The organism is Pseudomonas hormoni (assembly GCF_018502625.1).
GTDB lineage: Bacteria > Pseudomonadota > Gammaproteobacteria > Pseudomonadales > Pseudomonadaceae > Aquipseudomonas > Aquipseudomonas hormoni.
Genome location: NZ_CP075566.1, coordinates 5,805,904 through 5,831,929 on the forward strand (window position 1 = coordinate 5,805,904; position 26,026 = coordinate 5,831,929).

Below are 26,026 nucleotides of genomic sequence, written 5' to 3' on the forward strand. Positions count from 1 at the left end.
TTATCGGTTTTCAGCCTGGGGCGTCAGGGGTAGAGTTAAGCCCATTGTCATCTCACGCATTCAACCGGAGCGACCCATGACCCAGACTAATCTGCGCAACGGCCCCGACGCCAACGGCCTGTTTGGCGCGTTCGGTGGCCGCTACGTCGCCGAAACCCTGATGCCGTTGATCCTCGATCTGGCCCGCGAATATGAAGCGGCCAAAGAAGATCCGGCATTCAAAGAGGAATTGGCCTACTTCCAGCGCGACTACGTCGGACGTCCGAGCCCGCTGTATTACGCCGAACGCCTGACCGAGTTCTGTGGTGGCGCGAAGATTTATCTGAAGCGTGAAGAGCTGAACCACACCGGCGCGCACAAGATCAACAACTGCATCGGCCAGATCCTGCTGGCTCGGCGCATGGGCAAGAAACGCATCATCGCCGAGACCGGCGCCGGCATGCACGGCGTGGCAACCGCCACCGTGGCCGCGCGTTTTGGCCTCGATTGCGTGATCTACATGGGCACCACCGACATCGAGCGCCAGCAAGCCAACGTATTCCGCATGAAACTGCTGGGCGCCGAAGTGATCCCAGTGGTCGCCGGCACCGGCACTCTGAAAGATGCGATGAACGAAGCCCTGCGTGACTGGGTGACCAACGTCGACAGCACCTTCTACCTGATCGGCACTGTCGCCGGTCCGCACCCTTACCCAGCCATGGTTCGCGACTTCCAAGCCGTTATCGGCAAGGAAACCCGCGATCAACTGCAGGCTCAGGAAGGTCGTCTGCCCGACAGCCTGGTGGCGTGCATCGGCGGTGGTTCCAACGCCATGGGCCTGTTCCATCCGTTCCTCGACGACAAAAGTGTCGAGATCATCGGCGTTGAAGCGGCCGGTCACGGCATCGAAACCGGCAAACACGCCGCCAGCCTGAACGGCGGTGTACCGGGTGTGCTGCACGGCAACCGCACCTTCCTGTTGCAAGACGACGACGGCCAGATCATCGACGCTCACTCGATCTCCGCCGGTCTCGACTACCCGGGCATCGGCCCGGAGCACGCTTGGTTGCATGACATCGGTCGCGTTCAGTACACCTCGGTGACCGACGATGAAGCCCTCGACGCATTCCATAAATGCTGCCGTCTGGAAGGGATTATTCCTGCACTGGAAAGCGCCCACGCCCTGGCTGAAGTATTCAAGCGAGCACCGAGCTTGCCGAAAGATCACCTGATGGTGGTCAACCTGTCCGGCCGTGGCGACAAAGACATGCAAACCGTGATGCACCACATGGAACAATCCACGCAGGAGAAACACTGATGAGCCGCCTGCAAACGCGTTTTGCCGAACTCAAGGAACAGAACCGCGCCGCCCTGGTGACCTTCGTGACCGCCGGCGACCCGAGCTATGACACTTCGCTGGCGATCCTGAAAGGCTTGCCCGGTGCTGGCGCCGACGTGATCGAGCTGGGCATGCCCTTCACCGATCCAATGGCCGACGGCCCGGCGATCCAGCTGGCCAACATTCGCGCCCTGGGTGCCAAACAGAACCTGGCGAAAACCCTGCAAATGGTGCGCGAGTTCCGTGAAGGCAACAGTGATACGCCGCTGGTGCTGATGGGTTACTTCAACCCGATCCACATGTACGGCGTGCCACGTTTCATCGCCGACGCTAAAGAGGCCGGTGTGGATGGTCTGATCGTGGTCGACCTGCCGCCCGAGCATAATGGTGAACTGTGCGACCCTGCCCAGGCTGCGGGTCTGGACTTCATCCGACTGACTACCCCGACGACCGATGATGTGCGCCTGCCGACAGTCCTGAACGGCAGCTCCGGTTTCGTCTACTACGTGTCTGTGGCCGGTGTGACCGGTGCCGGTGCGGCAACGCTGGAGCATGTTGAAGAGGCAGTTGCGCGTTTGCGTCGCCATACCGATCTGCCGATCAGCATCGGTTTCGGTATTCGTACACCGGAGCAAGCGGCGGCCATCGCGCGTCTCGCCGACGGTGTGGTGGTGGGTTCGGCGTTGATCGATCACATCGCCAATGCATCGACGCCAGAACAGGCGATTGATGGCGTGTTGAGTCTTTGTTCGGCGCTGGCTGATGGCGTGCGTAAGGCCCGCGTCAGCTGAAGGTAAAGTTCCTGATACAGAGGAATTAGAGCCTCGCGGCACAGACTAAACAGCAAGACCGAGGGCTTCAGGACTACGTTCTGAAGCCCTTTTTGCTGTAGGTGCAGTGAGGAAAGCCCCGATGAAAATGCCGAAACGTCTGATTGCAAGCCTGGGCGTGCTGATGCTCAGTGCCACCCCGTTGCTGCACGCCAGCGCCGATCAGCGCGACGATCACGACCGCGGTGGCCAGCAACAAGGCCATTACGACAACCACGGCGATGACCACCGTGGCCCGCAGGACAACCATCGCGGCGGCCCTCCGCCACGGGACTTTGGCCCGGTACGCCAGACGATCCACGACAATCATGGCTATTTCGTACGCGGTGCGCCGCCACCTCCCGGCATTCATCTGGAACGTGGTCGGCCGTTGCCGCGCGGTTATTACGGAGAACGCCTGGATAATCGCGCGCTAAGTCGGCTGCCGTATTACCCGGGTTATGAATGGCGGCGCGCGGGTGGCGACATTGTGCTGATCGCCGTGGGTACCGGCATCGTCTATGAAATTCTGGAAGGGGTTTTGTAACGGTCCACTTTTCAGGGCGAGGTTGTGGCGAGGGAGCTTGCTCCCGTTCGGCGGCGAAGCCGTCGTCTGCGGTGTCTGGCCGATTTGGGGGACCGCTTCGCGCTCCAGCGGGAGCAAGCTCCCTTGCCACGGAGGTTCTTTGTGTCTTCAGAGGTCTGAAGTTTCAAGGCAATTCCAACCCGCCCGCCGCTTTATGCAATTTCCGCAAATGTTCGCCAACCTGCTTCAGGTTGGCTTCGTTGGCGGCCATCTCCGCTGCTCGGCTTGGTTCGAGCAACGCTCTCACTTCCTTGTCCAGATCACCGGTCAATGCCTGAAGCTGTTTCTGCCGCAGGCTGCTTTCCGATTCCAGGCGTTGCCATTCGCTGGGTTGGGGCAATCCATAACCGCCGGTGCCGAGCAGCTCCGCCGGACGGCTGAGGAAGCCGCTGTTGGCGAGAATCTGCTGCAAGGTCGCGTTGGCCTTGTCCATGCCGCCGTTCTTCAACTCCCGAGCGCCCAGATAGCGTTGCTTCACTTCGTCCTGGGCCAGCACCAGTTGTTGCCGGAAAGCGGCCTGTTCCAGCAACAGCAACGCCGCGCTGGTGCGCAAGTCAGCCTGGTCAATCCACTTGCGACGTTCTTCAGCCTTCAATGCCAGCCAGTCTTCGACCTTGTCCTGTTTGATCGGCAGGTGCTTCTTCAGCACTTCGAACATCGCTTGATAGCGATCACGGAAAGAGTCGAAGCGATAGCCAAGCCGCAGCGCTTCGCGAGGATCGTCCAGCACGCTGGTATCCGCCAGTCCGCGTCCCTTGAGCACTTCCAGCAAGCCGTTGGGCATGATGTTGTCCAGCCCGACCAGTTTCGCGTTGTTGGTGCCGCTGCGTAGCAACTTCAAACCTTCAACCGCGCAGTTGTTGGACAGGAAGAAGTAATTGCCGTCGTAGCTCCAGTGCATCTCGGCGGCGTGTTCCACCACGTCTTCGATCTCGTTGCGCGACAAATTCAGCGGCACCGAGGCGAGGCTGCGCAATTCGGTCTTGGTGTACTCGTCGATGACCTGGGCCAGGGGTAGGACGAACAGGCGCGATGGGTACTTGCCTACCAGTCCGTCCCAGCTCGACAGCTGTACGTCACCGACAAAGGCGCGATAGGACAACACCAGGTGCTGATCCAGATCCAGCCGGCAATCCGGCCCACGTGGCCGGCCCGGGGCGCAGATCACCAGGCGCAACATGCTGTGGCCCCAGCGGCTGACCCAGTTCTGGTTGGCTTCGGCCAGCAGATAGTCCACGGCATACACCCGTTCCGGGTCGACCTGACCCAAGGGCTGTTTGGCGAAGTCATTGCCGGCGTTGAGAAATGCGAAGGATTTGCCGCAGGTGTCTTTGGCAGCGGGTGCCCAGCCGAAATGTTCTTTGTAGTAGCGGTACAGCGCAGGGCGGCGACAGGCGTAGCTCGGGTCGAGGAGGAAATACTCCATGTTGACCGCGACGAACTCTTTGGGACTGCTCGTTTCGTAGATGTCCGGGCTGCGGGCGACCTGTCGGTTGTACTGTTCGCGTTCGCCACGACGGCCGACGTATTGCGGCCAGCCAGCGAGGTCGAGCAGGCGCGGGTCATCGCTGAGGGTAAAGCGTCGGGAGGATTGGCCACGGCATTCATCCGGAATGCCGATCAGCCCGGAGCTGTTGTTGCGTCGGGTGCAGCGCTGGATCAGCGTGCGTTCGGCAACTGGCCAAAAACGCGAGCGGTCATAAATGTGGGTGAGTTCGTGCAGCACCGTGGCCAGCATTTCGCGGCGGACGGTGCCGTGAGGGCGATACGTCTTTTTGGTTGCAGCGCTGCCGTCGGTGAGGCTGGCAAGCAGGTTGCGGTTGAGGTCAAGCTCGGACACCAGCGACGCCTGGCCGTAGGCGTTGCTCGGCATGTCATCGGTCCAGCCGACGTCGATGCGCCGGTCGAGTTGCTCGATGAACCGCGGTGGCAACGCCTGCATGGTTTCATCAAGCAGCGCCTGGCTGGCCTGTTGTTGCGCAGGGCTCAAACCTTCTGTCTTGAGATGTAATTGCAGACCGGCCTGGGCCGTATTGCCGAGCAGCAACACGACCCCGGCCAGGAGCCAGGCACCTAACGACCTCACAGTGCGAGGATGGCTTCGGCGAGTACCTGATCACTGGCGTCCCGGGCTTCCGGTACGCGGGTGCGCAATGTGTTGAGGGCGGCTTCCAGGTGCGCGCCACGAATCTCGCCATCGCTGGCGACGAAACTGGCTGCATCGTCATGGGCTTCACGAACGATTTTTGAATCACGGATAGACGTGGTGGTGTCGGACGTGAAATTGAGTGTGCGTTGGGTGGCGTTGATGATCATGTTACTGGTGGCAACCAGGGTGTGTGCCTGGGCCAGATCGGCCAATAACAGAAGGCCAAGGGTGGCGACAATCAGTGGGCTACGCATGGAACGACTCCGGACGAACGAGGATAACTATTGGACGAGAATAGCCTGCGCCAGTTCAAGATCGCTTGCATGAAGTTTTGGCTGGGCCCTACGCAGGTAAACCAGCGCGGATTCCAGTTGTGCTCCTCGCAATTGTCCGTCGCTGGCAATGAATGACGCGGCGTCATCCCGGGCGGCCAGCAGCAGCTTACGGTCGAAGGGGGCGGAGGTCACCATGCTTGTGGCGTAGCCAGTGGCGACGAGACCCTGCGTCGTCAGGTCAAAGGCATGGGCCGGGCCAGCCCAGCAGGCTGCCATGAAAACCGGTGTAATCAATAGATGTGTAGGAAAACGCATGGGACTCGACAGTTGAAAGCGAGTCCAAAGGCTAGCGCAACGCCCGGTTTAGAGCCAGCGCCGAAACATTGGGACACGTTGGACGTGTCCCACGTCAGAGAAGACGCTTAGATAGTCAGAATAGCCTGAGCCAGTTGAGCGTCCGTTGCGTTCAACCCTGGCACCTGATGGCGAATGTGGTCGAGTGCGCTTTCCAGTTTCACGCCACGAATGGCGCCTTCGCTGGCGACGAAGCTGGCGGCGTCGTCACGGGCGGCGCGGACGATTTTGTCATCGCGAAAGGACGACGTGACATCGGAAGTGGCGTCGGACGTTGCCTTGAGCGCACCGACGACGGCATCGGTGGTCACGATGAAGCTGGTGGCGTGGGAATTGGCAGCCACGGCAAGCAGGGCTGCAGCGCTGAGCAGACGAAGACGGGACATGGTGTAACTCCTTTGGGTAAATCAATTGAGAGGTGGCGCGGTATCTGTTGAGTCAGACGCCTGTCGCGCAGTCATCGCCACTTTCTGAGTTGATATTAGGCCCGTAGGCAACGGTTCGCACTGTCCCGTCTGTTGAAGCGGACATCAACGCCAGAACGGTTTATCCAGTTCCCTGACACGATCGGACTGACTGATGCCCAAGTCCGATAGCTGCCTGCCATCGAGTTGCGCCAGTAACCGACGGGTTCTGGCCCTCTCCAGGCTGTCGGTGAAGCCTCTGATCAGACGTCTAAGCGAAGTAAACCGAGGTTTGGATTGCGAGGTGGTAGCGGCAAGATCCAGTAAGTGATCCATGTGCAGTCCTTTTGCTGGCAGGTCGGGACTTCATGATGATCCCGACTGACATCTCGAGACAGACACACTCAAGTGAAATTGTACTGGTTCAGTTTGGTATTCTTGATAACTGTACCTGTTCAGGGTTGTGATTATTGTTTTGAGGATTCCGTGGCCCAAAACGACAAAACCCGTCGTGGTTTCCCACGACGGGTCTTGTTTATTCAATTCGGGTGCTGGCGGTTGACCCTACAGGTCAGAGCCAGCGACGCTAACTTAGCGCCAGAACGGCTTGCTCAGCTCTTCGTAGCGTTGTGCTTCGCTAATCCCGGCGTCAGCCAGCAGACGCGAATCCAGACGAGCCAGTTGATGGCGGCTGGAGATGCGGCGCTGCCACAGCATCAGGTTGGCGATAACGCGAAGAGGCATGGAAGCCTGGGTTTTTGCAGCGGTGTCTTCGAAGAACAGATCGGAACTGAGTGTACGTTCCATGGTTTTCATCCTTCCGCTTGTGGCGGGATTAGGTAGTGGTTTAACTGATGCCAATGATCCTCTCGTTTGGCCAGTCTCTCTAGATACAGTTCACCTGTATTGTGAGGGACCAGTTAACTGTTAAAGAGTGGTGTACTGGTCAAAATTGAGGCAACTGTACCTATCTGCACTTATGTGGTGCATTTATTAGGATTAAGGTCGGTAAGGTAGGCAAATACGGTAGGAAATGACCGGTACAGCAGTACAGTTTTAAGCACTTTTCTGCCTGGCAATAGCAAGCTGACGAAACTGTGTTTGCGTCAGCCGCTATCTGTACCAATTACACGGCGAGCATCCGCCCGGTTTCTTCCAGATTTATGTGCCAGCTCAGTGCGTCACGCAGGATATGCGGCGTGTGCCCGCCGAGTGCGCAGGCGGCAGTGAAGTAGCCATCCAGGGCTTGGCGGTAATCGGGATGCACGCAGTTGTCGATGATGACGCGAGCCCGTTCCCGCGGCGCCAACCCGCGCAAGTCCGCGAGGCCGACCTCGGTCACGAGGATGTCGACGTCATGTTCTGTGTGATCGACGTGGCTGACCATCGGCACCACGCTGGAGATCGCGCCGCCCTTGGCGATCGACTTGGTCACGAAAATGGCCAGGTGCGCGTTGCGCGCGAAGTCGCCCGAGCCACCGATACCGTTCATCATCCGCGTGCCGCACACGTGGGTGGAGTTGACGTTGCCGTACAGATCAAACTCCAGCGCGGTGTTGATGCCAATGATACCGAGCCGGCGCACCACTTCCGGGTGGTTGGAAATTTCCTGCGGGCGCAGGACCAGCTTGGCCTTGTAGCGCTCCAGGTTACCGAACACATCGGCGTTACGACGGCTCGACAAGGTGATCGAGCTGCCTGAGGCAAAACTCAGCTTGCCGGCGTCGATCAGGTCGAAGGTCGAATCCTGTAGCACTTCGGAGTACATGGTCAGGTCTTCGAACGGCGAGTCGATCAGGCCGCACATCACCGAGTTGGCGATAGTGCCGATGCCGGCCTGCAATGGGCCGAGTTTGTTGGTCATGCGCCCGGCCGCTACTTCCTGCTTGAAGAAGTCGATCAGATGGTCGGCAATGGCCTGAGTATCAACGTCTGGCGGCAGCACAGTCGACGGCGAGTCGGACTGATTGGTAATGACGATTGCGACGATTTTTTCTGGCGGGATCGGAATGGCGGTGCTGCCAATGCGATCGTCGACCTTCACCAGCGGAATCGGCGTGCGGGTCGGGCGATACGTCGGGATATAGATGTCGTGCAAACCCTCGAGGTTCGGGTTGTGCGCCAGGTTGATCTCGACGATCACGTGTTTGGCGAAAATCGCGAAGCTGGCCGAGTTGCCCACCGAAGTGGTCGGTACGATGTGGCCTTGTTCGGTGATCGCCACGGCCTCGATCACTGCGATGTCGGGCAGTTTCAGCTGCTGATTGCGCAGTTGCTCCACGGTTTCCGAGAGGTGCTGATCGATGAACATCACTTCGCCAGCGTTGATCGCCTTGCGCAAAGTGCTATCGACCTGGAATGGCATGCGTCGCGAAAGAACGCCGGCTTCGGTGAGCTGTTTATCGAGGTCGTTGCCCAGGCTGGCGCCGGTCATCAATGTGATTTTCAGCGGGGTGACTTTGGCGCGTTCGGCCAACGCGTGAGGCACGGCCTTGGCTTCACCGGCGCGAGTGAAACCACTCATGCCGACGGTCATGCCGTCCTTAATCAGAGCGGCAGCATCGGCGGCGCTCATCACCTTATCCAACAACGAAGGCAAGCGAATACGATCACGGTACATGGGTTGTTATCTCGGGTAACGGAAGCAAGGTGTGCAGTCTAGTGGCTTGAAAAAAATCCGTCCCGCTACCATGGTCGAATGCCGAGCCCTGATTTAGAGCCTTTGGTCGGGTTTCACGGGGAATAAAAAAACCCCAGCCTACTAAAGGCTGAGGTTTTGGGTATTGCGTTGGAGCATTTTTTACTCGACGGCTTTGACCATGTCTTCGATGACTTTCTTGGCGTCGCCGAAGACCATCATGGTTTTATCGAGGTAGAACAGTTCGTTGTCCAGGCCGGCATAACCGCTGGCCATCGAACGCTTGTTGACGATGATGGTCTTGGCTTTGAACGCTTCGAGAATCGGCATGCCGGCAATCGGAGATTTCGGATCGTTCTTCGCGGCCGGGTTGACCACGTCGTTCGCACCGAGCACCAGCACCACGTCGGCCTGACCGAACTCGGAGTTGATGTCTTCCATCTCGAACACCTGGTCATAAGGCACTTCGGCCTCGGCCAGCAAGACGTTCATGTGACCAGGCATCCGACCGGCCACCGGGTGAATCGCGTATTTCACGGTCACGCCGCGGTGGGTCAACTTCTCGGTCAGCTCTTTCAGAGCATGCTGCGCCCGTGCTACCGCCAGGCCGTAACCCGGAACGATGATCACGGTATCGGCATTGGTCAGCAGGAAGGTCGCATCGTCAGCCGAACCGGATTTCACCGGGCGGGCTTCCTTGGCGCCAGCCGGGCCTGCTTCAGCCGTATTGCCGAAACCGCCGAGCAGCACATTAAAGAAGGAGCGGTTCATCGCCTTGCACATGATGTACGAGAGGATCGCACCGGACGAACCCACCAGCGAGCCTGCAATGATCAGCATCGAGTTGTTCAGCGAGAAGCCGATACCCGCTGCTGCCCAGCCGGAGTAGCTGTTGAGCATAGATACCACCACCGGCATGTCCGCGCCACCGATCGGGATGATGATCAGCACGCCCATCACGAAGGCCAGCGCCAGCATCAACGCGAAAGCGCTGAGGTTACCGGTCATCATAAAGGTGATGCCCAGCGCGAGCGTCGCCAAACCCAGCAGCAGATTCAGTTTGTGTTGACCGCTAAACTGTACCGGTGCGCCCTGGAACAGACGGAACTTGTACTTGCCAGAGAGCTTGCCGAACGCGATCACCGAACCGGAGAAGGTGATTGCACCAATCGCAGCGCCGAGGAACAACTCCAGGCGGTTACCGGCAGGAATCGAATCACCCAGTTGTTTGACGATGCCCAGCGATTGCGGCTCGACCACCGCCGCAATGGCGATGAATACCGCGGCCATCCCGATCATGCTGTGCATGAAGGCGACCAGTTCCGGCATCTTGGTCATTTCTACGCGCTTGGCCATGATCGAACCGGCCGTGCCGCCGACCAGCAGGCCGACGATGACATATCCGATGCCGGCGGTGGCAAGCTCTGCGCCCAGCTTATAGATGAGGCCTACGGTAGTGAGGATCGCCAACGCCATGCCGAGCATGCCGTACAGATTGCCGCGCCGCGACGTGGTCGGGTGCGACAGGCCTTTCAGGGCCTGGATGAAGCAGATGGACGCGATCAAGTAGAGCGTCGTGACAAGGTTCATGCTCATTACTTGGACGCCTCTTCTTTTACCGCTTTCGGGGCTTTCTTCTTGAACATCTCAAGCATCCTGCGAGTTACCAGGAAGCCACCAAAAACGTTCACCGCCGCCAGAGCCACCGCCAGGGTGCCCATGGTTTTGCCCAGAGGCGTGACAGTCAATGCCGCCGCCAGCATGGCGCCGACGATTACGATCGCCGAGATGGCGTTGGTCACGGCCATCAACGGCGTGTGCAGTGCAGGTGTAACGTTCCAGACCACGTGATAACCGACATAAATCGCCAGCACGAAGATGATCAGGTTGTAGATACCGGGGGAGATAAGCTCTTCCATCGTCTGAATCCCTGCTTAGGCGTTTTTGCGGATGACTTGGCCGTCGCGGCACATCAGGCACGCGGCGACGATGTCGTCTTCGAGGTTCACTTCGAACTGGCCTTCTTTATTGAAGACCAGCTTCAGGAAGTCCAGCAGGTTGCGTGCGTACAGGGCCGAAGCATCTGCCGCGACCGCGCCGGCCAGGTTGGTCGGGCCACAAATGGTCACGCCATTCTCGACCACCACCTGATCCGCCACGGTCAGCGGGCAGTTGCCGCCCTGAGCCGCTGCGAGGTCGATGACCACGGAACCGGGTTTCATTTGCGCGACGGTTTCCGCGCTCAACAGTGTCGGTGCCTTGCGGCCGGGAATCAGTGCGGTGGTGATGACGATGTCAGCCTGCTTGGCGCGCTCGTGCACGGCCAGGGCCTGACGCTGCATCCAGCTTGCTGGCATTGGACGTGCGTAACCGCCAACACCGACGGCGCATTCACGCTCTTCATCGGTCTCGTAAGGCACATCGACGAACTTGGCGCCGAGGGATTCGATCTGCTCTTTAACCGCAGGACGCACGTCAGACGCTTCGATCACCGCACCCAGACGTTTCGCCGTAGCGATTGCCTGTAAACCGGCTACACCAGCGCCAAGAATCAGCACGCGTGCCGCTTTAACGGTACCCGCCGCGGTCATGAGCATCGGCATGAAGCGTGGATAATGGTGAGCGGCCAGCAACACGGCTTTGTAGCCGGCGATGTTGGCCTGGGAGGACAGCACATCCAGGCTTTGGGCGCGGGAGGTGCGCGGCGCAGCTTCCAGTGCGAACGCGGTAATGCCGCACTCAGCCAGCTTGGCAATGGTTTCATTGCTGAACGGGTTGAGCATGCCCACCACAACGGTGCCGCTTTTAATCAGCGTCAGCTCGCTGTCGCTGGGGGCGACCACCTTGAGAATCAGCTCGGCGCCAAATGCATCGTTGGCGCTGCCAATAATTGCGCCAGCCGCTTCATAAGCACTGTCGACAACGCTGGCGTTAATGCCGGCGCCGCTTTGCACAGTGACCTTATGACCCTGGCCGATCAGCTTCTTGATGGTTTCAGGGGTTGCAGCAACCCGTGTTTCACCGGTCTGGGTTTCGAGAGGAACACCAATGTGCACGTCAAATCTCCTGCGTGATCTTATTGAGTAAACCCAGGCACTTCGGATGGTGCGGCTGGGGGCGGCCGATCAGCACGATCCCGCCAAATCTGGGCGGGGCGCGGCATTTTGCAGGCGAACTTTGTGCCCTTCAAGGGATTATGACGGGTGACGGAAAATTAACTACAAGTCACCCCGTGACCGAATGTCGCAACCGACCGCCTCAATCCCTTGCAGGCCGTGCCTTGTAAGGATTTTGGCCGAATTTCAAGAATTTACACATCGGCACGGTGAATGAGGTGGTATTGCTGCTCAATAGCGGCTCAAGGCCACGTCTTCAGGCGCTTGTGGGACGTTTGTACCGCTTTTTGGTACAGTCTGCGAATATGCGACAAATACTTATATCTGTAGGGCTTTCAATTTGCTGACTACGGGGTCAGTTAACGGCGCTAAGCCTCTATCCTTCTAGGCTGTAGCTCTGCGCCTGATTCACCAACCAGTCTCGAAATGCCTTCAAGGACGCAGATTCGACCTTTCGCTCAGGGATCATCAAGTAATACGCCTTGATGCTGGACAGTGCCTGAGCGTTGGCAATCACCAGTCGCTTCTCCGCCAGTTCGCGCTGAATCAGGAACGGCGGGATCAAGGCTATCCCCATGTCGTGCATCGCCGCTTGGGCAAGCATGGAGAATAGCTCGTAGCGCGGTCCTGTCATGTCGCGCGGGATATTTAGGTTTTGTGAGTTGAACCATTGACGCCAGGCGTAGGGGCGGGTTGTCTGTTGCAGTAGTGGCAGTTCGGCAATTTCAGCGGGTGTGAGGTTTGTCTTTTTGCCCAGTAGGGTGGGGCTGCACACGGGCATCGGATTTTCGCCCATCAGCCTGTGGGATTCAGTACCCGACCAGTCTGCATCGCCAAAATAGATCGCCGCATCGAAGACGGTGTCGGCAAACAGGAAGGGGCGGGTGCGGTTGGTGAGATTGACGGTCACTTCCGGATGTCTTTGCTGGAAATCCTTGAGTCTTGGCAACAGCCATTGGGTGCCGAAGGTGGGCACGACGGCCAGTTCGATCACGTTGGCGCCTTGCTGGCCCATGACCGACAACGTGTCGCGCTCAACGGCGTCCAGTTGGGTGGCGACCCTGCGGCTGTAGGAAAGTCCTGCTTCCGTCAGCTTGACCCCGCGCCGGGAGCGTCGGAACAGTTCCACGCCGAGGAACTCCTCAAGGCTGGCGATCTGTCGGCAAATCGCGCCTTGGGTGAGTGAAAGTTCCTGGGCTGCCTTGGTAAAACTCTCGTGGCGTGCAGCCGCTTCAAAGCTGATCAGGGCTGTTGTGCTGGGAATTTTTCTGCGCATGTACATCAACCTCACTAATACATCGCACAAAAGCTTTTTCGCGACGTTACGGAGTGAGAAATTAGCACAACAGTATGCAAAATCCTCGTTTGCCGTGACGCCGAACCGGGCCTAGGATCAGTCCACGTTATTTGACCCGATTCGAGAGGACACACTCATGGGCGGTAAAGCTAGCTTCAATTGGATTGATCCCCTGCTGCTGGATCAACAGCTCACTGAAGAAGAACGCATGATCCGCGACACCGCCGAGCAGTTCGCTCGGCAAAAGCTAGCGCCGCGTGTTCTTGAAGCATTCCGTCATGAGAAAACCGATCCGGCAATCTTCCGCGAGATGGGCGAAGTCGGCCTGCTGGGCGCAACCATTCCTGAGCAGTATGGCGGCAGCGGCCTGAACTACGTCAGCTACGGTTTGATTGCCCGTGAAGTCGAGCGCGTCGACTCGGGTTATCGCTCGATGATGAGCGTGCAGTCCTCTTTGGTGATGGTGCCAATCAATGAATTCGGTACTGAAGCCCAAAAGCAGAAGTACCTGCCAAAACTTGCAACGGGCGAGTGGATCGGTTGCTTCGGTCTGACCGAGCCTGACCACGGTTCCGACCCGGGCTCGATGATTACTCGTGCACGCAAAGTGGAAGGCGGCTACAGCCTGACCGGCAGCAAGATGTGGATCACCAACAGCCCGATCGCCGACGTGTTTGTGGTCTGGGGCAAGGATGATGCGGGCGACATCCGTGGCTTCGTTCTGGAAAAAGGCTGGAAAGGCCTGAGCGCTCCGGCGATCCACGGCAAGGTCGGCCTGCGTGCGTCCATCACCGGTGAGATCGTCATGGACAACGTGTTTGTCCCTGAAGAAAACATCTTCCCTGACGTCCGTGGTTTGAAAGGCCCTTTCACTTGTCTCAACTCTGCGCGTTACGGCATTTCCTGGGGCGCCTTGGGCGCTGCGGAGTTCTGCTGGCACACCGCTCGCCAATACACCCTGGATCGTCAGCAGTTCGGTCGCCCGCTGGCCGCTACACAGCTGATCCAGAAGAAACTGGCCGACATGCAGACCGAGATCACCATGGCGCTGCAAGGCTGCCTGCGTCTGGGTCGCATGAAAGATGAAGGCACGGCGGCGGTCGAGATCACTTCGATGATGAAGCGCAACTCCTGTGGCAAGTCTCTGGACATTGCCAGGATGGCGCGCGACATGCTGGGAGGTAATGGTATCTCCGATGAGTTCGGCGTGGCCCGTCACCTGGTCAACCTGGAAGTAGTGAATACCTACGAAGGTACGCATGACGTCCACGCGCTGATCCTCGGTCGTGCGCAGACCGGCCTCCAGGCGTTCTATTAATAGGAGAACGACCATGGGCGCGCTTTCGCATCTACGGGTACTGGATTTATCGCGGGTGCTGGCCGGGCCCTGGTCCGGGCAGATACTGGCGGACCTTGGCGCCGAGGTGATCAAGGTCGAGCGTCCCGGCAATGGCGATGACACGCGCGCCTGGGGGCCTCCGTTCCTTAAAGACGCCTATGGCGAGAACACCAGCGAGGCCGCCTATTACTTGTCGGCCAATCGCAACAAGCAATCCGTAACCATCGACTTCACGCGCCCGGAGGGGCAGAAGTTGGTGCGTGAGCTGGCGGCCAAGTCGGACATCCTGATCGAGAACTTCAAGGTTGGCGGTCTGGCGGCTTATGGGCTGGACTATGAGTCGCTCAAGGCCGCCAATCCGAATCTGATCTACTGCTCGATCACGGGGTTTGGTCAGACTGGCCCTTACGCCAAGCGCGCGGGTTATGACTTCATGATCCAGGGCTTGGGCGGCCTGATGAGCCTTACAGGTCGGCCGGAAGGAGATGAGGGGGCGGGGCCGGTGAAAGTCGGAGTGGCGCTAACGGACATTTTGACCGGGCTTTACTCGACTGTGGCGATCCTTGCAGCACTGGCTCATAGGGATCATGACGGTGGCGGTCAGCATATCGATATGGCGTTGCTGGATGTTCAGGTGGCCTGTCTGGCCAACCAGGCGATGAATTATCTGACGACCGGCAATGCGCCGAAGCGTCTTGGTAATGCGCATCCGAACATCGTGCCTTATCAGGACTTTCCTACGGCAGATGGCGATTTCATCCTCACTGTGGGTAATGATGGGCAGTTCCGCAAATTTGCGGAAGTGGCCGGACAGTCGCAGTGGGCGGATGATCCGCGCTTTGCGACCAACAAGTTGCGGGTGGCGAATCGGGCGCTGCTGATTCCGTTGATCCGCCAGGCTACGGTGTTCAAGACCACTGCTGAGTGGGTGTCGCAGCTGGAGCAGGCAGGCGTGCCGTGTGGCCCGATCAATGATCTGGCTCAGGTGTTTGCCGATCCTCAGGTGAAGGCACGCGGGCTGGCAATCGAGCTGCCTCATGTTCTGGCTGGAATGGTGCCGCAGGTGGCGAGTCCGATTCGTTTGTCCGTGACTCCTGTGGAATACCGCAATGCGCCTCCTTTACTGGGTGAGCATACGTCGGAGGTATTGCAGCGGGTGTTGGGTCTGGACGCTGGTGTGGTAGCTGCTTTCAAAGAGGCTGGGGTGCTCTGAGGATTCCTTCTATATAGGGGGGAGTGGTTTCCCTCTCCTATATAGAGGGAAACAGGCTGTTTCCTGGCTTTCTGCAAGTTATTGATAGAAAAGCCAAATCAGGGGTTGACGGCAGATTCTGGAAGTCTATAATTCGCCCCACTTCCGGCGCAGTCGAAACGGAAAACTCCTTGGTAAACAAAGAGTTACGCAGTTTTCGGTAGCGAGTTGCTTCAGTTCATCGAGGCCTGGAAGGAGTTGAAAGAGCGGTGTTGTTGGGCTCTTTTGACGGTTCGATCGTCTCGGTCGAAAGCGGAGAAAAAGAGGTGTTGACAGCAGCGAACAACGCTGTAGAATTCGCCTCCCGCTAACGAGAGATCGGAAGCGCAAGTGGTTGAAGTTGCAAAGGAAACTTTGAAAACTTCTGAAAATAACCGCTTGACAGATACAGAGGACGCTGTAGAATGCGCGCCTCGGTTGAGACGAAAGATCTTAACCAACCGCTCTTTAACAACTGAATCAAGCAATTCGTGTGGGTGCTTGTGGAGTCAGACTGATAGTCAACAAGATTATCAGCATCACAAGTTACTCCGCGAGAAATCAAAGATGTAACCAACGATTGCTGAGCCAAGTTTAGGGTTTCTTAAAAACCCAAAGATGTTTGAACTGAAGAGTTTGATCATGGCTCAGATTGAACGCTGGCGGCAGGCCTAACACATGCAAGTCGAGCGGTAGAGAGAAGCTTGCTTCTCTTGAGAGCGGCGGACGGGTGAGTAATGCCTAGGAATCTGCCTGGTAGTGGGGGATAACGCTCGGAAACGGACGCTAATACCGCATACGTCCTACGGGAGAAAGCAGGGGACCTTCGGGCCTTGCGCTATCAGATGAGCCTAGGTCGGATTAGCTAGTTGGTGAGGTAATGGCTCACCAAGGCGACGATCCGTAACTGGTCTGAGAGGATGATCAGTCACACTGGAACTGAGACACGGTCCAGACTCCTACGGGAGGCAGCAGTGGGGAATATTGGACAATGGGCGAAAGCCTGATCCAGCCATGCCGCGTGTGTGAAGAAGGTCTTCGGATTGTAAAGCACTTTAAGTTGGGAGGAAGGGCAGTAAATTAATACTTTGCTGTTTTGACGTTACCGACAGAATAAGCACCGGCTAACTCTGTGCCAGCAGCCGCGGTAATACAGAGGGTGCAAGCGTTAATCGGAATTACTGGGCGTAAAGCGCGCGTAGGTGGTTTGTTAAGTTGGATGTGAAATCCCCGGGCTCAACCTGGGAACTGCATTCAAAACTGACAAGCTAGAGTATGGTAGAGGGTGGTGGAATTTCCTGTGTAGCGGTGAAATGCGTAGATATAGGAAGGAACACCAGTGGCGAAGGCGACCACCTGGACTGATACTGACACTGAGGTGCGAAAGCGTGGGGAGCAAACAGGATTAGATACCCTGGTAGTCCACGCCGTAAACGATGTCAACTAGCCGTTGGGAGCCTTGAGCTCTTAGTGGCGCAGCTAACGCATTAAGTTGACCGCCTGGGGAGTACGGCCGCAAGGTTAAAACTCAAATGAATTGACGGGGGCCCGCACAAGCGGTGGAGCATGTGGTTTAATTCGAAGCAACGCGAAGAACCTTACCAGGCCTTGACATCCAATGAACTTTCCAGAGATGGATTGGTGCCTTCGGGAACATTGAGACAGGTGCTGCATGGCTGTCGTCAGCTCGTGTCGTGAGATGTTGGGTTAAGTCCCGTAACGAGCGCAACCCTTGTCCTTAGTTACCAGCACGTAATGGTGGGCACTCTAAGGAGACTGCCGGTGACAAACCGGAGGAAGGTGGGGATGACGTCAAGTCATCATGGCCCTTACGGCCTGGGCTACACACGTGCTACAATGGTCGGTACAGAGGGTTGCCAAGCCGCGAGGTGGAGCTAATCCCAGAAAACCGATCGTAGTCCGGATCGCAGTCTGCAACTCGACTGCGTGAAGTCGGAATCGCTAGTAATCGCGAATCAGAATGTCGCGGTGAATACGTTCCCGGGCCTTGTACACACCGCCCGTCACACCATGGGAGTGGGTTGCACCAGAAGTAGCTAGTCTAACCTTCGGGAGGACGGTTACCACGGTGTGATTCATGACTGGGGTGAAGTCGTAACAAGGTAGCCGTAGGGGAACCTGCGGCTGGATCACCTCCTTAATCGACGACATCAGCTGCTCCATAAGTTCCCACACGAATTGCTTGATTCATTGAAGAAGACGATAAGAAGCAGCCCGAAATTGGGTCTGTAGCTCAGTTGGTTAGAGCGCACCCCTGATAAGGGTGAGGTCGGCAGTTCGAATCTGCCCAGACCCACCAATTTTTGTGTGGGATCCTGTAGCAATACGGGGCCATAGCTCAGCTGGGAGAGCGCCTGCCTTGCACGCAGGAGGTCAACGGTTCGATCCCGTTTGGCTCCACCACTACTGCTTCTGATTGTATAAAGCTTAGAAATGAGCATTCCATCGTGATGGTGATGAATGTTGATTTCTAGTCTTTGGCTAGATCGTTCTTTAAAAATTTGGGTATGTGATAGAAAGATAGACTGAACGTTACTTTCACTGGTAACGGATCAGGCTAAGGTAAAATTTGTGAGTTTAATCGCGAATTTTCGGCGAATGTCGTCTTCACAGTATAACCAGATTGCTTGGGGTTATATGGTCAAGTGAAGAAGCGCATACGGTGGATGCCTTGGCAGTCAGAGGCGATGAAAGACGTGGTAGCCTGCGAAAAGCTTCGGGGAGTCGGCAAACAGACTTTGATCCGGAGATGTCTGAATGGGGGAACCCACCTAACATAAGTTAGGTATCTTAAGCTGAATACATAGGCTTAAGAAGCGAACCAGGGGAACTGAAACATCTAAGTACCCTGAGGAAAAGAAATCAACCGAGATTCCCTTAGTAGTGGCGAGCGAACGGGGACTAGCCCTTAAGTTGATTTGAGATTAGCGGAACGCTCTGGAAAGTGCGGCCATAGTGGGTGATAGCCCTGTACGCGAAAATCTCTTATCAATGAAATCGAGTAGGACGGAGCACGAGAAACTTTGTCTGAATATGGGGGGACCATCCTCCAAGGCTAAATACTACTGACTGACCGATAGTGAACTAGTACCGTGAGGGAAAGGCGAAAAGAACCCCGGAGAGGGGAGTGAAATAGATCCTGAAACCGTATGCGTACAAGCAGTGGGAGCCCACTTTGTTGGGTGACTGCGTACCTTTTGTATAATGGGTCAGCGACTTATTTTCAGTGGCGAGCTTAACCGAATAGGGAGGCGTAGCGAAAGCGAGTCTTAATAGGGCGTCTAGTCGCTGGGAATAGACCCGAAACCGGGCGATCTATCCATGGGCAGGTTGAAGGTTGGGTAACACTAACTGGAGGACCGAACCGACTACCGTTGAAAAGTTAGCGGATGACCTGTGGATCGGAGTGAAAGGCTAATCAAGCTCGGAGATAGCTGGTTCTCCTCGAAAGCTATTTAGGTAGCGCCTCATGTATCACTGTAGGGGTAGAGCACTGTTTCGGCTAGGGGGTCATCCCGACTTACCAAACCGATGCAAACTCCGAATACCTACAAGTGCCGAGCATGGGAGACACACGGCGGGTGCTAACGTCCGTCGTGAAAAGGGAAACAACCCAGACCGTCAGCTAAGGTCCCAAAGTTATGGTTAAGTGGGAAACGATGTGGGAAGGCTTAGACAGCTAGGAGGTTGGCTTAGAAGCAGCCACCCTTTAAAGAAAGCGTAATAGCTCACTAGTCGAGTCGGCCTGCGCGGAAGATGTAACGGGGCTCAAACCATACACCGAAGCTACGGGTATCACTTAGGTGATGCGGTAGAGGAGCGTTCTGTAAGCCTGTGAAGGTGAGTTGAGAAGCTTGCTGGAGGTATCAGAAGTGCGAATGCTGACATGAGTAACGACAATGGGTGTGAAAAACACCCACGCCGAAAGACCAAGGTTTCCTGCGCAACGTTAATCGACGCAGGGTTAGTCGGTCCCTAAGGCGAGGCTGAAAAGCGTAGTCGATGGAAAACAGGTTAATATTCCTGTACTTCTGGTTATTGCGATGGAGGGACGGAGAAGGCTAGGCCAGCTTGGCGTTGGTTGTCCAAGTTTAAGGTGGTAGGCTGGAATCTTAGGTAAATCCGGGATTCTAAGGCCGAGAGCTGATGACGAGTGTTCTTTTAGAACACGAAGTGGTTGATGCCATGCTTCCAAGAAAAGCTTCTAAGCTTCAGGTAACCAGGAACCGTACCCCAAACCGACACAGGTGGTTGGGTAGAGAATACCAAGGCGCTTGAGAGAACTCGGGTGAAGGAACTAGGCAAAATGGCACCGTAACTTCGGGAGAAGGTGCGCCGGTGAGGGTGAAGGACTTGCTCCGTAAGCCCATGCCGGTCGAAGATACCAGGCCGCTGCGACTGTTTATTAAAAACACAGCACTCTGCAAACACGAAAGTGGACGTATAGGGTGTGACGCCTGCCCGGTGCCGGAAGGTTAATTGATGGGGTTAGCTAACGCGAAGCTCTTGATCGAAGCCCCGGTAAACGGCGGCCGTAACTATAACGGTCCTAAGGTAGCGAAATTCCTTGTCGGGTAAGTTCCGACCTGCACGAATGGCGTAACGATGGCGGCGCTGTCTCCACCCGAGACTCAGTGAAATTGAAATCGCTGTGAAGATGCAGTGTATCCGCGGCTAGACGGAAAGACCCCGTGAACCTTTACTATAGCTTTGCACTGGACTTTGAATTTGCTTGTGTAGGATAGGTGGGAGGCTTTGAAGCGTGGACGCCAGTTCGCGTGGAGCCAACCTTGAAATACCACCCTGGCAACTTTGAGGTTCTAACTCAGGTCCGTTATCCGGATCGAGGACAGTGTATGGTGGGTAGTTTGACTGGGGCGGTCTCCTCCTAAAGAGTAACGGAGGAGTACGAAGGTGCGCTCAGACCGGTCGGAAATCGGTCGTAGAGTATAAAGGCAAAAGCGCGCTTGACTGCGAGACAGACACGTCGAGCAGGTACGAAAGTAGGTCTTAGTGATCCGGTGGTTCTGTATGGAAGGGCCATCGCTCAACGGATAAAAGGTACTCCGGGGATAACAGGCTGATACCGCCCAAGAGTTCATATCGACGGCGGTGTTTGGCACCTCGATGTCGGCTCATCACATCCTGGGGCTGAAGCCGGTCCCAAGGGTATGGCTGTTCGCCATTTAAAGTGGTACGCGAGCTGGGTTTAGAACGTCGTGAGACAGTTCGGTCCCTATCTGCCGTGGACGTTTGAGATTTGAGAGGGGCTGCTCCTAGTACGAGAGGACCGGAGTGGACGAACCTCTGGTGTTCCGGTTGTCACGCCAGTGGCATTGCCGGGTAGCTATGTTCGGAATAGATAACCGCTGAAAGCATCTAAGCGGGAAACTAGCCTCAAGATGAGATCTCACTGGGACCTTGAGTCCCCTGAAGGGCCGTCGAAGACTACGACGTTGATAGGTTGGGTGTGTAAGCGCTGTGAGGCGTTGAGCTAACCAATACTAATTGCCCGTGAGGCTTGACCATATAACACCCAAGCAATTTGACTACTCGAAAGAGCATCAGATTGCGGTGTGTGAAGACGAAACGAACCGAAAGTTCGAGAAACAAACACACAAACTATCGCATACCCATTCGCTGGAGCGTGAACCGCAAGGTACACGAGCTGGCTACCGAATTTCTTGACGACCATAGAGCATTGGAACCACCTGATCCCATCCCGAACTCAGCAGTGAAACGATGCATCGCCGATGGTAGTGTGGGGTTTCCCCATGTGAGAGTAGGTCATCGTCAAGATTAAATTCCGAAACCCCTATCTGCGTATGCAGGTAGGGGTTTTGTTTTAGTAGAAGTCACCAATTTTGCTGGCACGTTACCGCGTAACGGGCTGGTCACAGAATTTCTTGACGACCATAGAGCATTGGAACCACCTGATCCCATCCCGAACTCAGCAGTGAAACGATGCATCGCCGATGGTAGTGTGGGGTTTCCCCATGTGAGAGTAGGTCATCGTCAAGATTGAATTCCGAAACCCCTATCTGCTAACGCAGACAGGGGTTTCGTCGTTTCGGGCTCGTTAAAAACCTGATAGTCCGCCTCGGAGAAACAAAAAAGCCAGCCCTTGGAAATCAAGGGCTGGCTTTTTTGTAGGCCGGGTATTTAGAACTGGTAGCTAATCGTAGCGGCGACGTTGCGTTCTTCGCCCAGGTAGCAGAAGTTCAGGCTGGCACAGGAGGCCACGTAGGACTCGTTGGTCAGATTGTTGGCATTCAGGCGTACGTCAACACCCTTCAGGCCCACCTTGCTCAAGTCATAACCAACAGACGCATCGAACAAGGTGTAGGACGGCACCTTCATGGTGTTTTCAGCATCGGCCCAGCTGTAGCCGACATAACGCACACCACCGCCGAGCCGCAAACCATCAAGTGCCGCGCTGTCGAACTTATAGTCAGCCCAGACCGACGCCATATGCCGTGGTGCCTGGGTTGGCGAGTTGCCCTTGTTCTCGATCACGTTCGTAGGTGTGCTCAAAGTGCTGATCATCGACTTCGAGTATTCGATGTCCGTGAAGGTGTAGCTGCCGAGCACTTTGAGGTTGTCGGTCAGCTGCAAGTGCGCTTCCAGCTCCAGGCCTTGAGAGCGCACGGCGCCAACGGCGCGATAGAAGTTTTCCTGAGGCAGTTTCGTCGCCAGGTTTTCCTGATCGATGCGGAACAGTGATGCCGTGAACAAGTTGTCGGTACCCGGCGGCTGATACTTCAGGCCGACTTCCCACTGTGTGCCATCGGTGGGTGCCAGTGGATTACCGGCGCTGTCCGCGTAGGAGTTTGGGTTGAAGGACTCGGAATAGCTGATGTACGGCGCCAGACCGCTATCAAACAAATAAAGTGCACCTGCACGCCCCGTCAGCTTGGTTCGTTTGTCGCTGATTTCAGTGCCCGCTGGGCGCCCGGTTTCAGCCAGCCGATTCTCATCCGAGGTTTCGACCCAGTCCTGCCGCAGGCCAAGGGAGAAGCGCCACTTATCCATCTCGATCAGGTCTTGCAGGTAGACGCCCGTTTGCTCCAGGCGTCGCAGATAGCTGGTCGGACTGTAGAAATCGATGTCCGAATTGCCGTACACCGGATTAAACGAATCAATCGGCGCAAGCCCGCCGCTGGACCAATCGACCACGGTTTTGCGGCGCTGATAATCCGACCCCAACAGCACGGTGTGCTTGCTTGCCCCGGTGAAGAACTCCGCTTGCAGCATGTTATCGACAATGAAGGCGTGAAGCTTTTCATCACCGCCGGTGTAGTAACGGTTCAACTCATTACTGGTCGGAGTCGTCCAGCCATAGGCGTAGACTTGATCGATCTTCACCTTGGAGTCGAGATACCTGAAGTTCTGCCGCGCGGTGAAGACGTCATTGAAGCGGTGTTCAAACTGATATCCGAAGGATTGCTGATCACGCCGGTAACCATCAATGCCCGGCTCGCCTTCGAAGAAGTGTGGCGAGATACGGTTGCCATTGCGTTGGTGCAGGGTGCCGTCGGCCGGCACGCCACCGTGATAACCACCCTCCGGATCGTGTTGCAGATAGGCCTGTAACGTCAGCGACGTATCTTCGGTGAAGTCGATACTCACCGTCGGTGCCAACGCGAAGCGCTTTTCCTTGTTGTGGTCGAACTGTGTGTCGGACTGATCCGCCAACCCCGTCAGGCGATAGGCGATGCGTTTGTCATCATCCACCGGGCCACTGAAGTCGAAACCCATGCCGCGCTGGCCCTGCGTGCCCGCCGTGGCTTGAACCTGATGATAGGCCTCGTAGAGCGGCTTCTTGCTGGTCAGCGCCACCAGACCGCCCGGTGAACTGCGGCCGTAGAGCACCGATGACGGTCCCTTGAGGATATCGACGCGTTCGAGGAAATACGGGTCTACCTGCATGGTGCTGTAGGTGCCGCTGTCACCCATGGATTTGAGGCCATCGAGGTAGATGTTGTCCACCGAGCCGTCGTTGAAGCCGCGCATCGCCACATAGTCATAACGATGGGTAGCGCCGTAGGGATTGGTCAGCACGCCGGGGGTGTAGCGCATGGCCTGGGCAACGGTTTGCGAACCCTGGTCGTCCATTTGCTCGCGAGTCACCACCGACACACTTTGCGAGGTTTCCAGCAGCGCGGTGCTGGTTTTGGTGGCGATCTGGCTGTGCGTCGCGTTGTAGCCGTCCATGCTGCCCAGTGCGTTACCGAGGGCAAAGCCTTTGATGTCGGTCGTAGGCAGTGCCAACGCTTCGGTGACGGAGCGCAGCACGTAGCTGCTACCATCCTGACTCACCGCCTCCAGGCCCGAACCGCTGAGCAAGTGGCTTAGCGCCTGATCCGCTGAGTACTCTCCTTGCACGCCGGGGGACTGAAGTCCCGCCGTTTGCGAAGGCGTGGTCGATAACGTAATGCCCGCCTGACGCGCAAACTGATTGAGTACATCGCTCAATGGCCCGGCGGCAATGTTGTAGCGATGGCTGCTGACCGCGCTGCTCCCTGCTGCCACAGCGGATATCGGCAATAGACCCACACCCAGCGCGGTAGAGAACAACGCTGCGCGAATGGCGTGACGCAAGGCGCCGGAATCCGCGGCGAAATTAGGAAGGTTCTTACTGATGTTGCGGACAGACATTGTAGGTTTCCGTAGGAAGTCGCTGAAGTCAGAGTTGAAGTGCTTACTGACTAAGCCGGCCTTGCACGGAAAACCCGCCAAAAAAATTCATGCCTGCCGCTCCAGCGTCACCCACCAGCGTGTGCGGTAACGCAATTGCACCGGTAAGGTTTGCGGAAGGATGGCCAGTAGCTTGTCGGTGTTTTCCAGGCGGAAAACACCGGACAGGCGCAGGTCGGCAATGTCCGCTGCGCACGTCAGATATCCGGGCCGATAGCGTCCGACCTCCTGCAGGAAATCGCCCAGACGCATGTTGCGGGTGATGATCAGACCATCGACCCAGGCGCCGGCATCCATGCTCAGCGGTGGGGCCGGGCGCGCCCGCTGGTGATCGATCAGATAGCTCTGTCCGGCATGAACCTGAGTAGGCACGCCATCGGCAGGCATTGGCGAGTGGATTACCACCATGCCGCTGGTCACACTGAGCCGCGTGCAGTCCGCTTCCTGGCGGAGGATGAAACGTGCCGCCACACCCTCATACACACCTTGTCGACTTTGCACCCGTAGCGGTCGATCAAACGAAGCTCCTTCATCGGCACCGCCGCACGTCACGATGATTTCGCCGCGGGCCAGTTTGATCAATCGCTGGTGCGCGGTGTAGTCCAGATCCACCGCGCTCGCCGTATTCAGTTCCAGCCGCGTGCCGTCCGGTAGCTGGAAACCACGACGCTCGCCAGTGGCGGTGGCGAAATCGGCGGTCCACTGCTGCCAGCCGGTCACATCCCTGCCCAACCATGCAGCCGACCCCATCAGCACTGCGCCGGATAGCAGCTTCAAGGCCTGGCGTCTGCCCAATCCTTGAACACTGTTTTCCAAGGTGTTGAAGGCGACGTGAGCACCGGGCACCGCACGCAGGTTGCTGCTCAGTTCGGCCTGCAGGGATTGCACCCGTTGCCAAGCCACCTCGTGCTCATGGTGTTCCGCCCGCCAGACATCGCATTGCTGACGCAGCCGGGCATTGTTCGCGTTGTTTCGCAGGCGCAGCAGCCAGTGGATGGCTTGTTTGACCACCTGTTGATGAGGCTCGCCACGGCGGTTCACCGACAGATTATCCACAGGCATCATGCTTCGTACCGCAGCAGGTAGCAGTGAAACAGGGCGTCGGCGACGTAGCGTTCCACTGAACGGAGAGACAAGCCCATCTGTTCGGCAATCTGTTTGTGAGTCAGCCCTTCGCACTGTGCCAGCAGAAACGCCTGACGCACTTTTGGCTTCAGTCCTTCAAGCATGCGCGCGATGCTTTCCAGCAATTCAAGCACCAGCGCCCGGGCTTCCGTGCTCGGCGTTTCGGCCTCTGGCAAATGGGCGATGGTTTCCAGGTACGCGCGCTCGATTTCTTCGCGGCGCCAATGATCGATCACCAGGCCGCGAGCAATCGTTCGCAGAAACGCGCGAGGGGCCTTGAGTTCCAGGCGTTCGGTTCTTTGCAGCAGGCGTACAAACGTGTCCTGGGCCAGGTCCGCCGCATCGGCGGCGTTGCCCAGTCGCGCGCGCAGCCACGTGTTGAGCCAACCGTGATGGCTACTGTAAAGCGACTGTACAGCAAACTCAGGTGAGGACATGAACGCGACAGCCCGGACGTCACAAATGATAATTAGTCGCATTGTCATCAAGGGTTGGGGAATTTGCAACCGCCGCTCGCACAACCGTCATCACGGAAATGCTACTCAGGCGCTCTAGCACGCCGTTCGGCGGGTATCTGACGGAAGTGCCGACCATTTCGTACATGTCCCTAAGATTAATCCCGTTTGTGCCGACAGACTGGTGAGACATGCGTGCACCAAAGTAGAGC

The 26,026-nt window shown here is 56.9% G+C and carries 19 protein-coding genes, 2 tRNA genes and 4 rRNA genes; 11 read left to right on the plus strand and 14 right to left on the minus strand.

Annotation, left to right across the window (positions count from 1 at the left end; all coding sequences use genetic code 11):
• Nucleotides 1-76 precede the first annotated feature (76 nt).
• From trpB to KJF94_RS27060, 3 genes are all read left to right on the plus strand, one after another.
• Complete coding sequence (gene trpB, locus KJF94_RS27050; protein WP_214380067.1) at nt 77-1,297, plus strand: tryptophan synthase subunit beta; 1,221 nt, start codon at nt 77-79, stop codon at nt 1,295-1,297.
• Entirely contained in the window at nt 1,297-2,109 is an 813-nt protein-coding gene (gene trpA, locus KJF94_RS27055) for a tryptophan synthase subunit alpha (protein ID WP_214380068.1), read from the plus strand. The genes trpB and trpA overlap by 1 nt, the downstream gene beginning before the upstream one ends.
• Before the next feature lie 121 nt (nt 2,110-2,230).
• Nucleotides 2,231-2,674, plus strand: coding sequence for an anti-virulence regulator CigR family protein (locus KJF94_RS27060; protein ID WP_214380069.1), 444 nt, complete (start codon nt 2,231-2,233; stop codon nt 2,672-2,674).
• A gap of 163 nt (nt 2,675-2,837) precedes the next feature.
• Here KJF94_RS27060 and KJF94_RS27065 read toward each other — a convergent pair whose 3' ends face one another.
• From KJF94_RS27065 to KJF94_RS27115, 11 genes are all read right to left on the minus strand, one after another.
• Complete coding sequence (locus KJF94_RS27065) at nt 2,838-4,799, minus strand: DUF7844 domain-containing protein (RefSeq protein WP_214380070.1); 1,962 nt, start codon at nt 4,797-4,799, stop codon at nt 2,838-2,840.
• Nucleotides 4,796-5,116 (minus strand): DUF2388 domain-containing protein, encoded by a 321-nt coding sequence (locus KJF94_RS27070; protein ID WP_214380071.1) that lies wholly within the window; start codon nt 5,114-5,116, stop codon nt 4,796-4,798. The genes KJF94_RS27065 and KJF94_RS27070 overlap by 4 nt, the downstream gene beginning before the upstream one ends.
• Nucleotides 5,117-5,143: 27 nt before the next feature.
• Nucleotides 5,144-5,452: a DUF2388 domain-containing protein gene (locus KJF94_RS27075; RefSeq protein WP_214380072.1), complete on the minus strand. Its 309-nt coding sequence runs from the start codon at nt 5,450-5,452 to the stop codon at nt 5,144-5,146.
• Nucleotides 5,453-5,559: 107 nt separating this feature from the next.
• The gene (locus tag KJF94_RS27080) at nt 5,560-5,877 is read right to left on the minus strand and encodes a DUF2388 domain-containing protein (protein ID WP_214380073.1); all 318 of its coding nucleotides are present in this window, start codon (nt 5,875-5,877) and stop codon (nt 5,560-5,562) included.
• A gap of 144 nt (nt 5,878-6,021) precedes the next feature.
• Nucleotides 6,022-6,231 carry a DUF1127 domain-containing protein gene (locus KJF94_RS27085; protein WP_214380074.1) on the minus strand — a complete coding sequence of 70 codons (210 nt, stop codon included), beginning with the start codon at nt 6,229-6,231 and terminating at the stop codon, nt 6,022-6,024.
• Nucleotides 6,232-6,486: 255 nt separating this feature from the next.
• A complete protein-coding gene (locus KJF94_RS27090; RefSeq protein ID WP_007947887.1) occupies nt 6,487-6,702 on the minus strand; it encodes a DUF1127 domain-containing protein in 216 nt (71 codons plus the stop codon).
• 319 nt (nt 6,703-7,021) lie between these two features.
• A complete protein-coding gene (scpC, locus tag KJF94_RS27095; RefSeq protein ID WP_214380075.1) occupies nt 7,022-8,515 on the minus strand; it encodes a succinyl-CoA:acetate CoA-transferase ScpC in 1,494 nt (497 codons plus the stop codon).
• Nucleotides 8,516-8,695: 180 nt separating this feature from the next.
• Nucleotides 8,696-10,129 carry an NAD(P)(+) transhydrogenase (Re/Si-specific) subunit beta gene (locus KJF94_RS27100; RefSeq protein ID WP_214380076.1) on the minus strand — a complete coding sequence of 478 codons (1,434 nt, stop codon included), beginning with the start codon at nt 10,127-10,129 and terminating at the stop codon, nt 8,696-8,698.
• Nucleotides 10,129-10,452: an NAD(P) transhydrogenase subunit alpha part 2 gene (locus KJF94_RS27105; RefSeq protein ID WP_017335806.1), complete on the minus strand. Its 324-nt coding sequence runs from the start codon at nt 10,450-10,452 to the stop codon at nt 10,129-10,131. The genes KJF94_RS27100 and KJF94_RS27105 overlap by 1 nt, the downstream gene beginning before the upstream one ends.
• 15 nt (nt 10,453-10,467) lie before the next feature.
• Nucleotides 10,468-11,589, minus strand: a complete 1,122-nt coding sequence (locus KJF94_RS27110; protein WP_214380077.1) for a Re/Si-specific NAD(P)(+) transhydrogenase subunit alpha — start codon at nt 11,587-11,589, stop codon at nt 10,468-10,470.
• A gap of 436 nt (nt 11,590-12,025) precedes the next feature.
• Nucleotides 12,026-12,925 carry a LysR family transcriptional regulator gene (locus KJF94_RS27115; protein ID WP_214380078.1) on the minus strand — a complete coding sequence of 300 codons (900 nt, stop codon included), beginning with the start codon at nt 12,923-12,925 and terminating at the stop codon, nt 12,026-12,028.
• A gap of 157 nt (nt 12,926-13,082) precedes the next feature.
• Between KJF94_RS27115 and KJF94_RS27120 the strand changes: the two genes are divergently transcribed.
• The 8 genes from KJF94_RS27120 to rrf (KJF94_RS27155) all read left to right on the plus strand — a co-directional run bounded on the left by KJF94_RS27120 (nt 13,083) and on the right by rrf (KJF94_RS27155) (nt 21,558).
• Nucleotides 13,083-14,264 carry an acyl-CoA dehydrogenase gene (locus KJF94_RS27120; protein WP_214380079.1) on the plus strand — a complete coding sequence of 394 codons (1,182 nt, stop codon included), beginning with the start codon at nt 13,083-13,085 and terminating at the stop codon, nt 14,262-14,264.
• Nucleotides 14,265-14,277: 13 nt separating this feature from the next.
• Nucleotides 14,278-15,498, plus strand: a complete 1,221-nt coding sequence (locus KJF94_RS27125) for a CaiB/BaiF CoA transferase family protein (protein ID WP_214380080.1) — start codon at nt 14,278-14,280, stop codon at nt 15,496-15,498.
• Nucleotides 15,499-16,140: 642 nt separating this feature from the next.
• Nucleotides 16,141-17,677, plus strand: a 16S ribosomal RNA gene (locus KJF94_RS27130).
• Between the two features lie 82 nt (nt 17,678-17,759).
• Nucleotides 17,760-17,836: transfer RNA gene (locus KJF94_RS27135), tRNA-Ile, on the plus strand.
• Nucleotides 17,837-17,864: 28 nt separating this feature from the next.
• A tRNA-Ala gene (locus tag KJF94_RS27140) sits at nt 17,865-17,940 on the plus strand.
• A gap of 236 nt (nt 17,941-18,176) precedes the next feature.
• A 23S ribosomal RNA gene (locus tag KJF94_RS27145) occupies nt 18,177-21,066 on the plus strand.
• A gap of 154 nt (nt 21,067-21,220) precedes the next feature.
• Nucleotides 21,221-21,336, plus strand: a 5S ribosomal RNA gene (gene rrf / locus KJF94_RS27150).
• 106 nt (nt 21,337-21,442) lie between these two features.
• Nucleotides 21,443-21,558 (plus strand): 5S ribosomal RNA (rrf, locus tag KJF94_RS27155).
• Together the 16S, 23S and 5S rRNA genes with 2 tRNA genes alongside form the textbook arrangement of a ribosomal RNA operon.
• A gap of 141 nt (nt 21,559-21,699) precedes the next feature.
• Here rrf (KJF94_RS27155) and KJF94_RS27160 read toward each other — a convergent pair.
• From KJF94_RS27160 to KJF94_RS27170, 3 genes are all read right to left on the minus strand, one after another.
• Nucleotides 21,700-24,195, minus strand: coding sequence for a TonB-dependent siderophore receptor (locus KJF94_RS27160; protein WP_214380081.1), 2,496 nt, complete (start codon nt 24,193-24,195; stop codon nt 21,700-21,702).
• Nucleotides 24,196-24,282: 87 nt separating this feature from the next.
• Nucleotides 24,283-25,296 carry a FecR domain-containing protein gene (locus KJF94_RS27165; protein ID WP_214384963.1) on the minus strand — a complete coding sequence of 338 codons (1,014 nt, stop codon included), beginning with the start codon at nt 25,294-25,296 and terminating at the stop codon, nt 24,283-24,285.
• On the minus strand, nt 25,296-25,796 hold the full coding sequence (locus KJF94_RS27170; protein WP_214380082.1) for a sigma-70 family RNA polymerase sigma factor: 501 nt from the start codon (nt 25,794-25,796) through the stop codon (nt 25,296-25,298). The genes KJF94_RS27165 and KJF94_RS27170 overlap by 1 nt, the downstream gene beginning before the upstream one ends.
• Between the last annotated feature and the right edge of the window lie 230 nt (nt 25,797-26,026).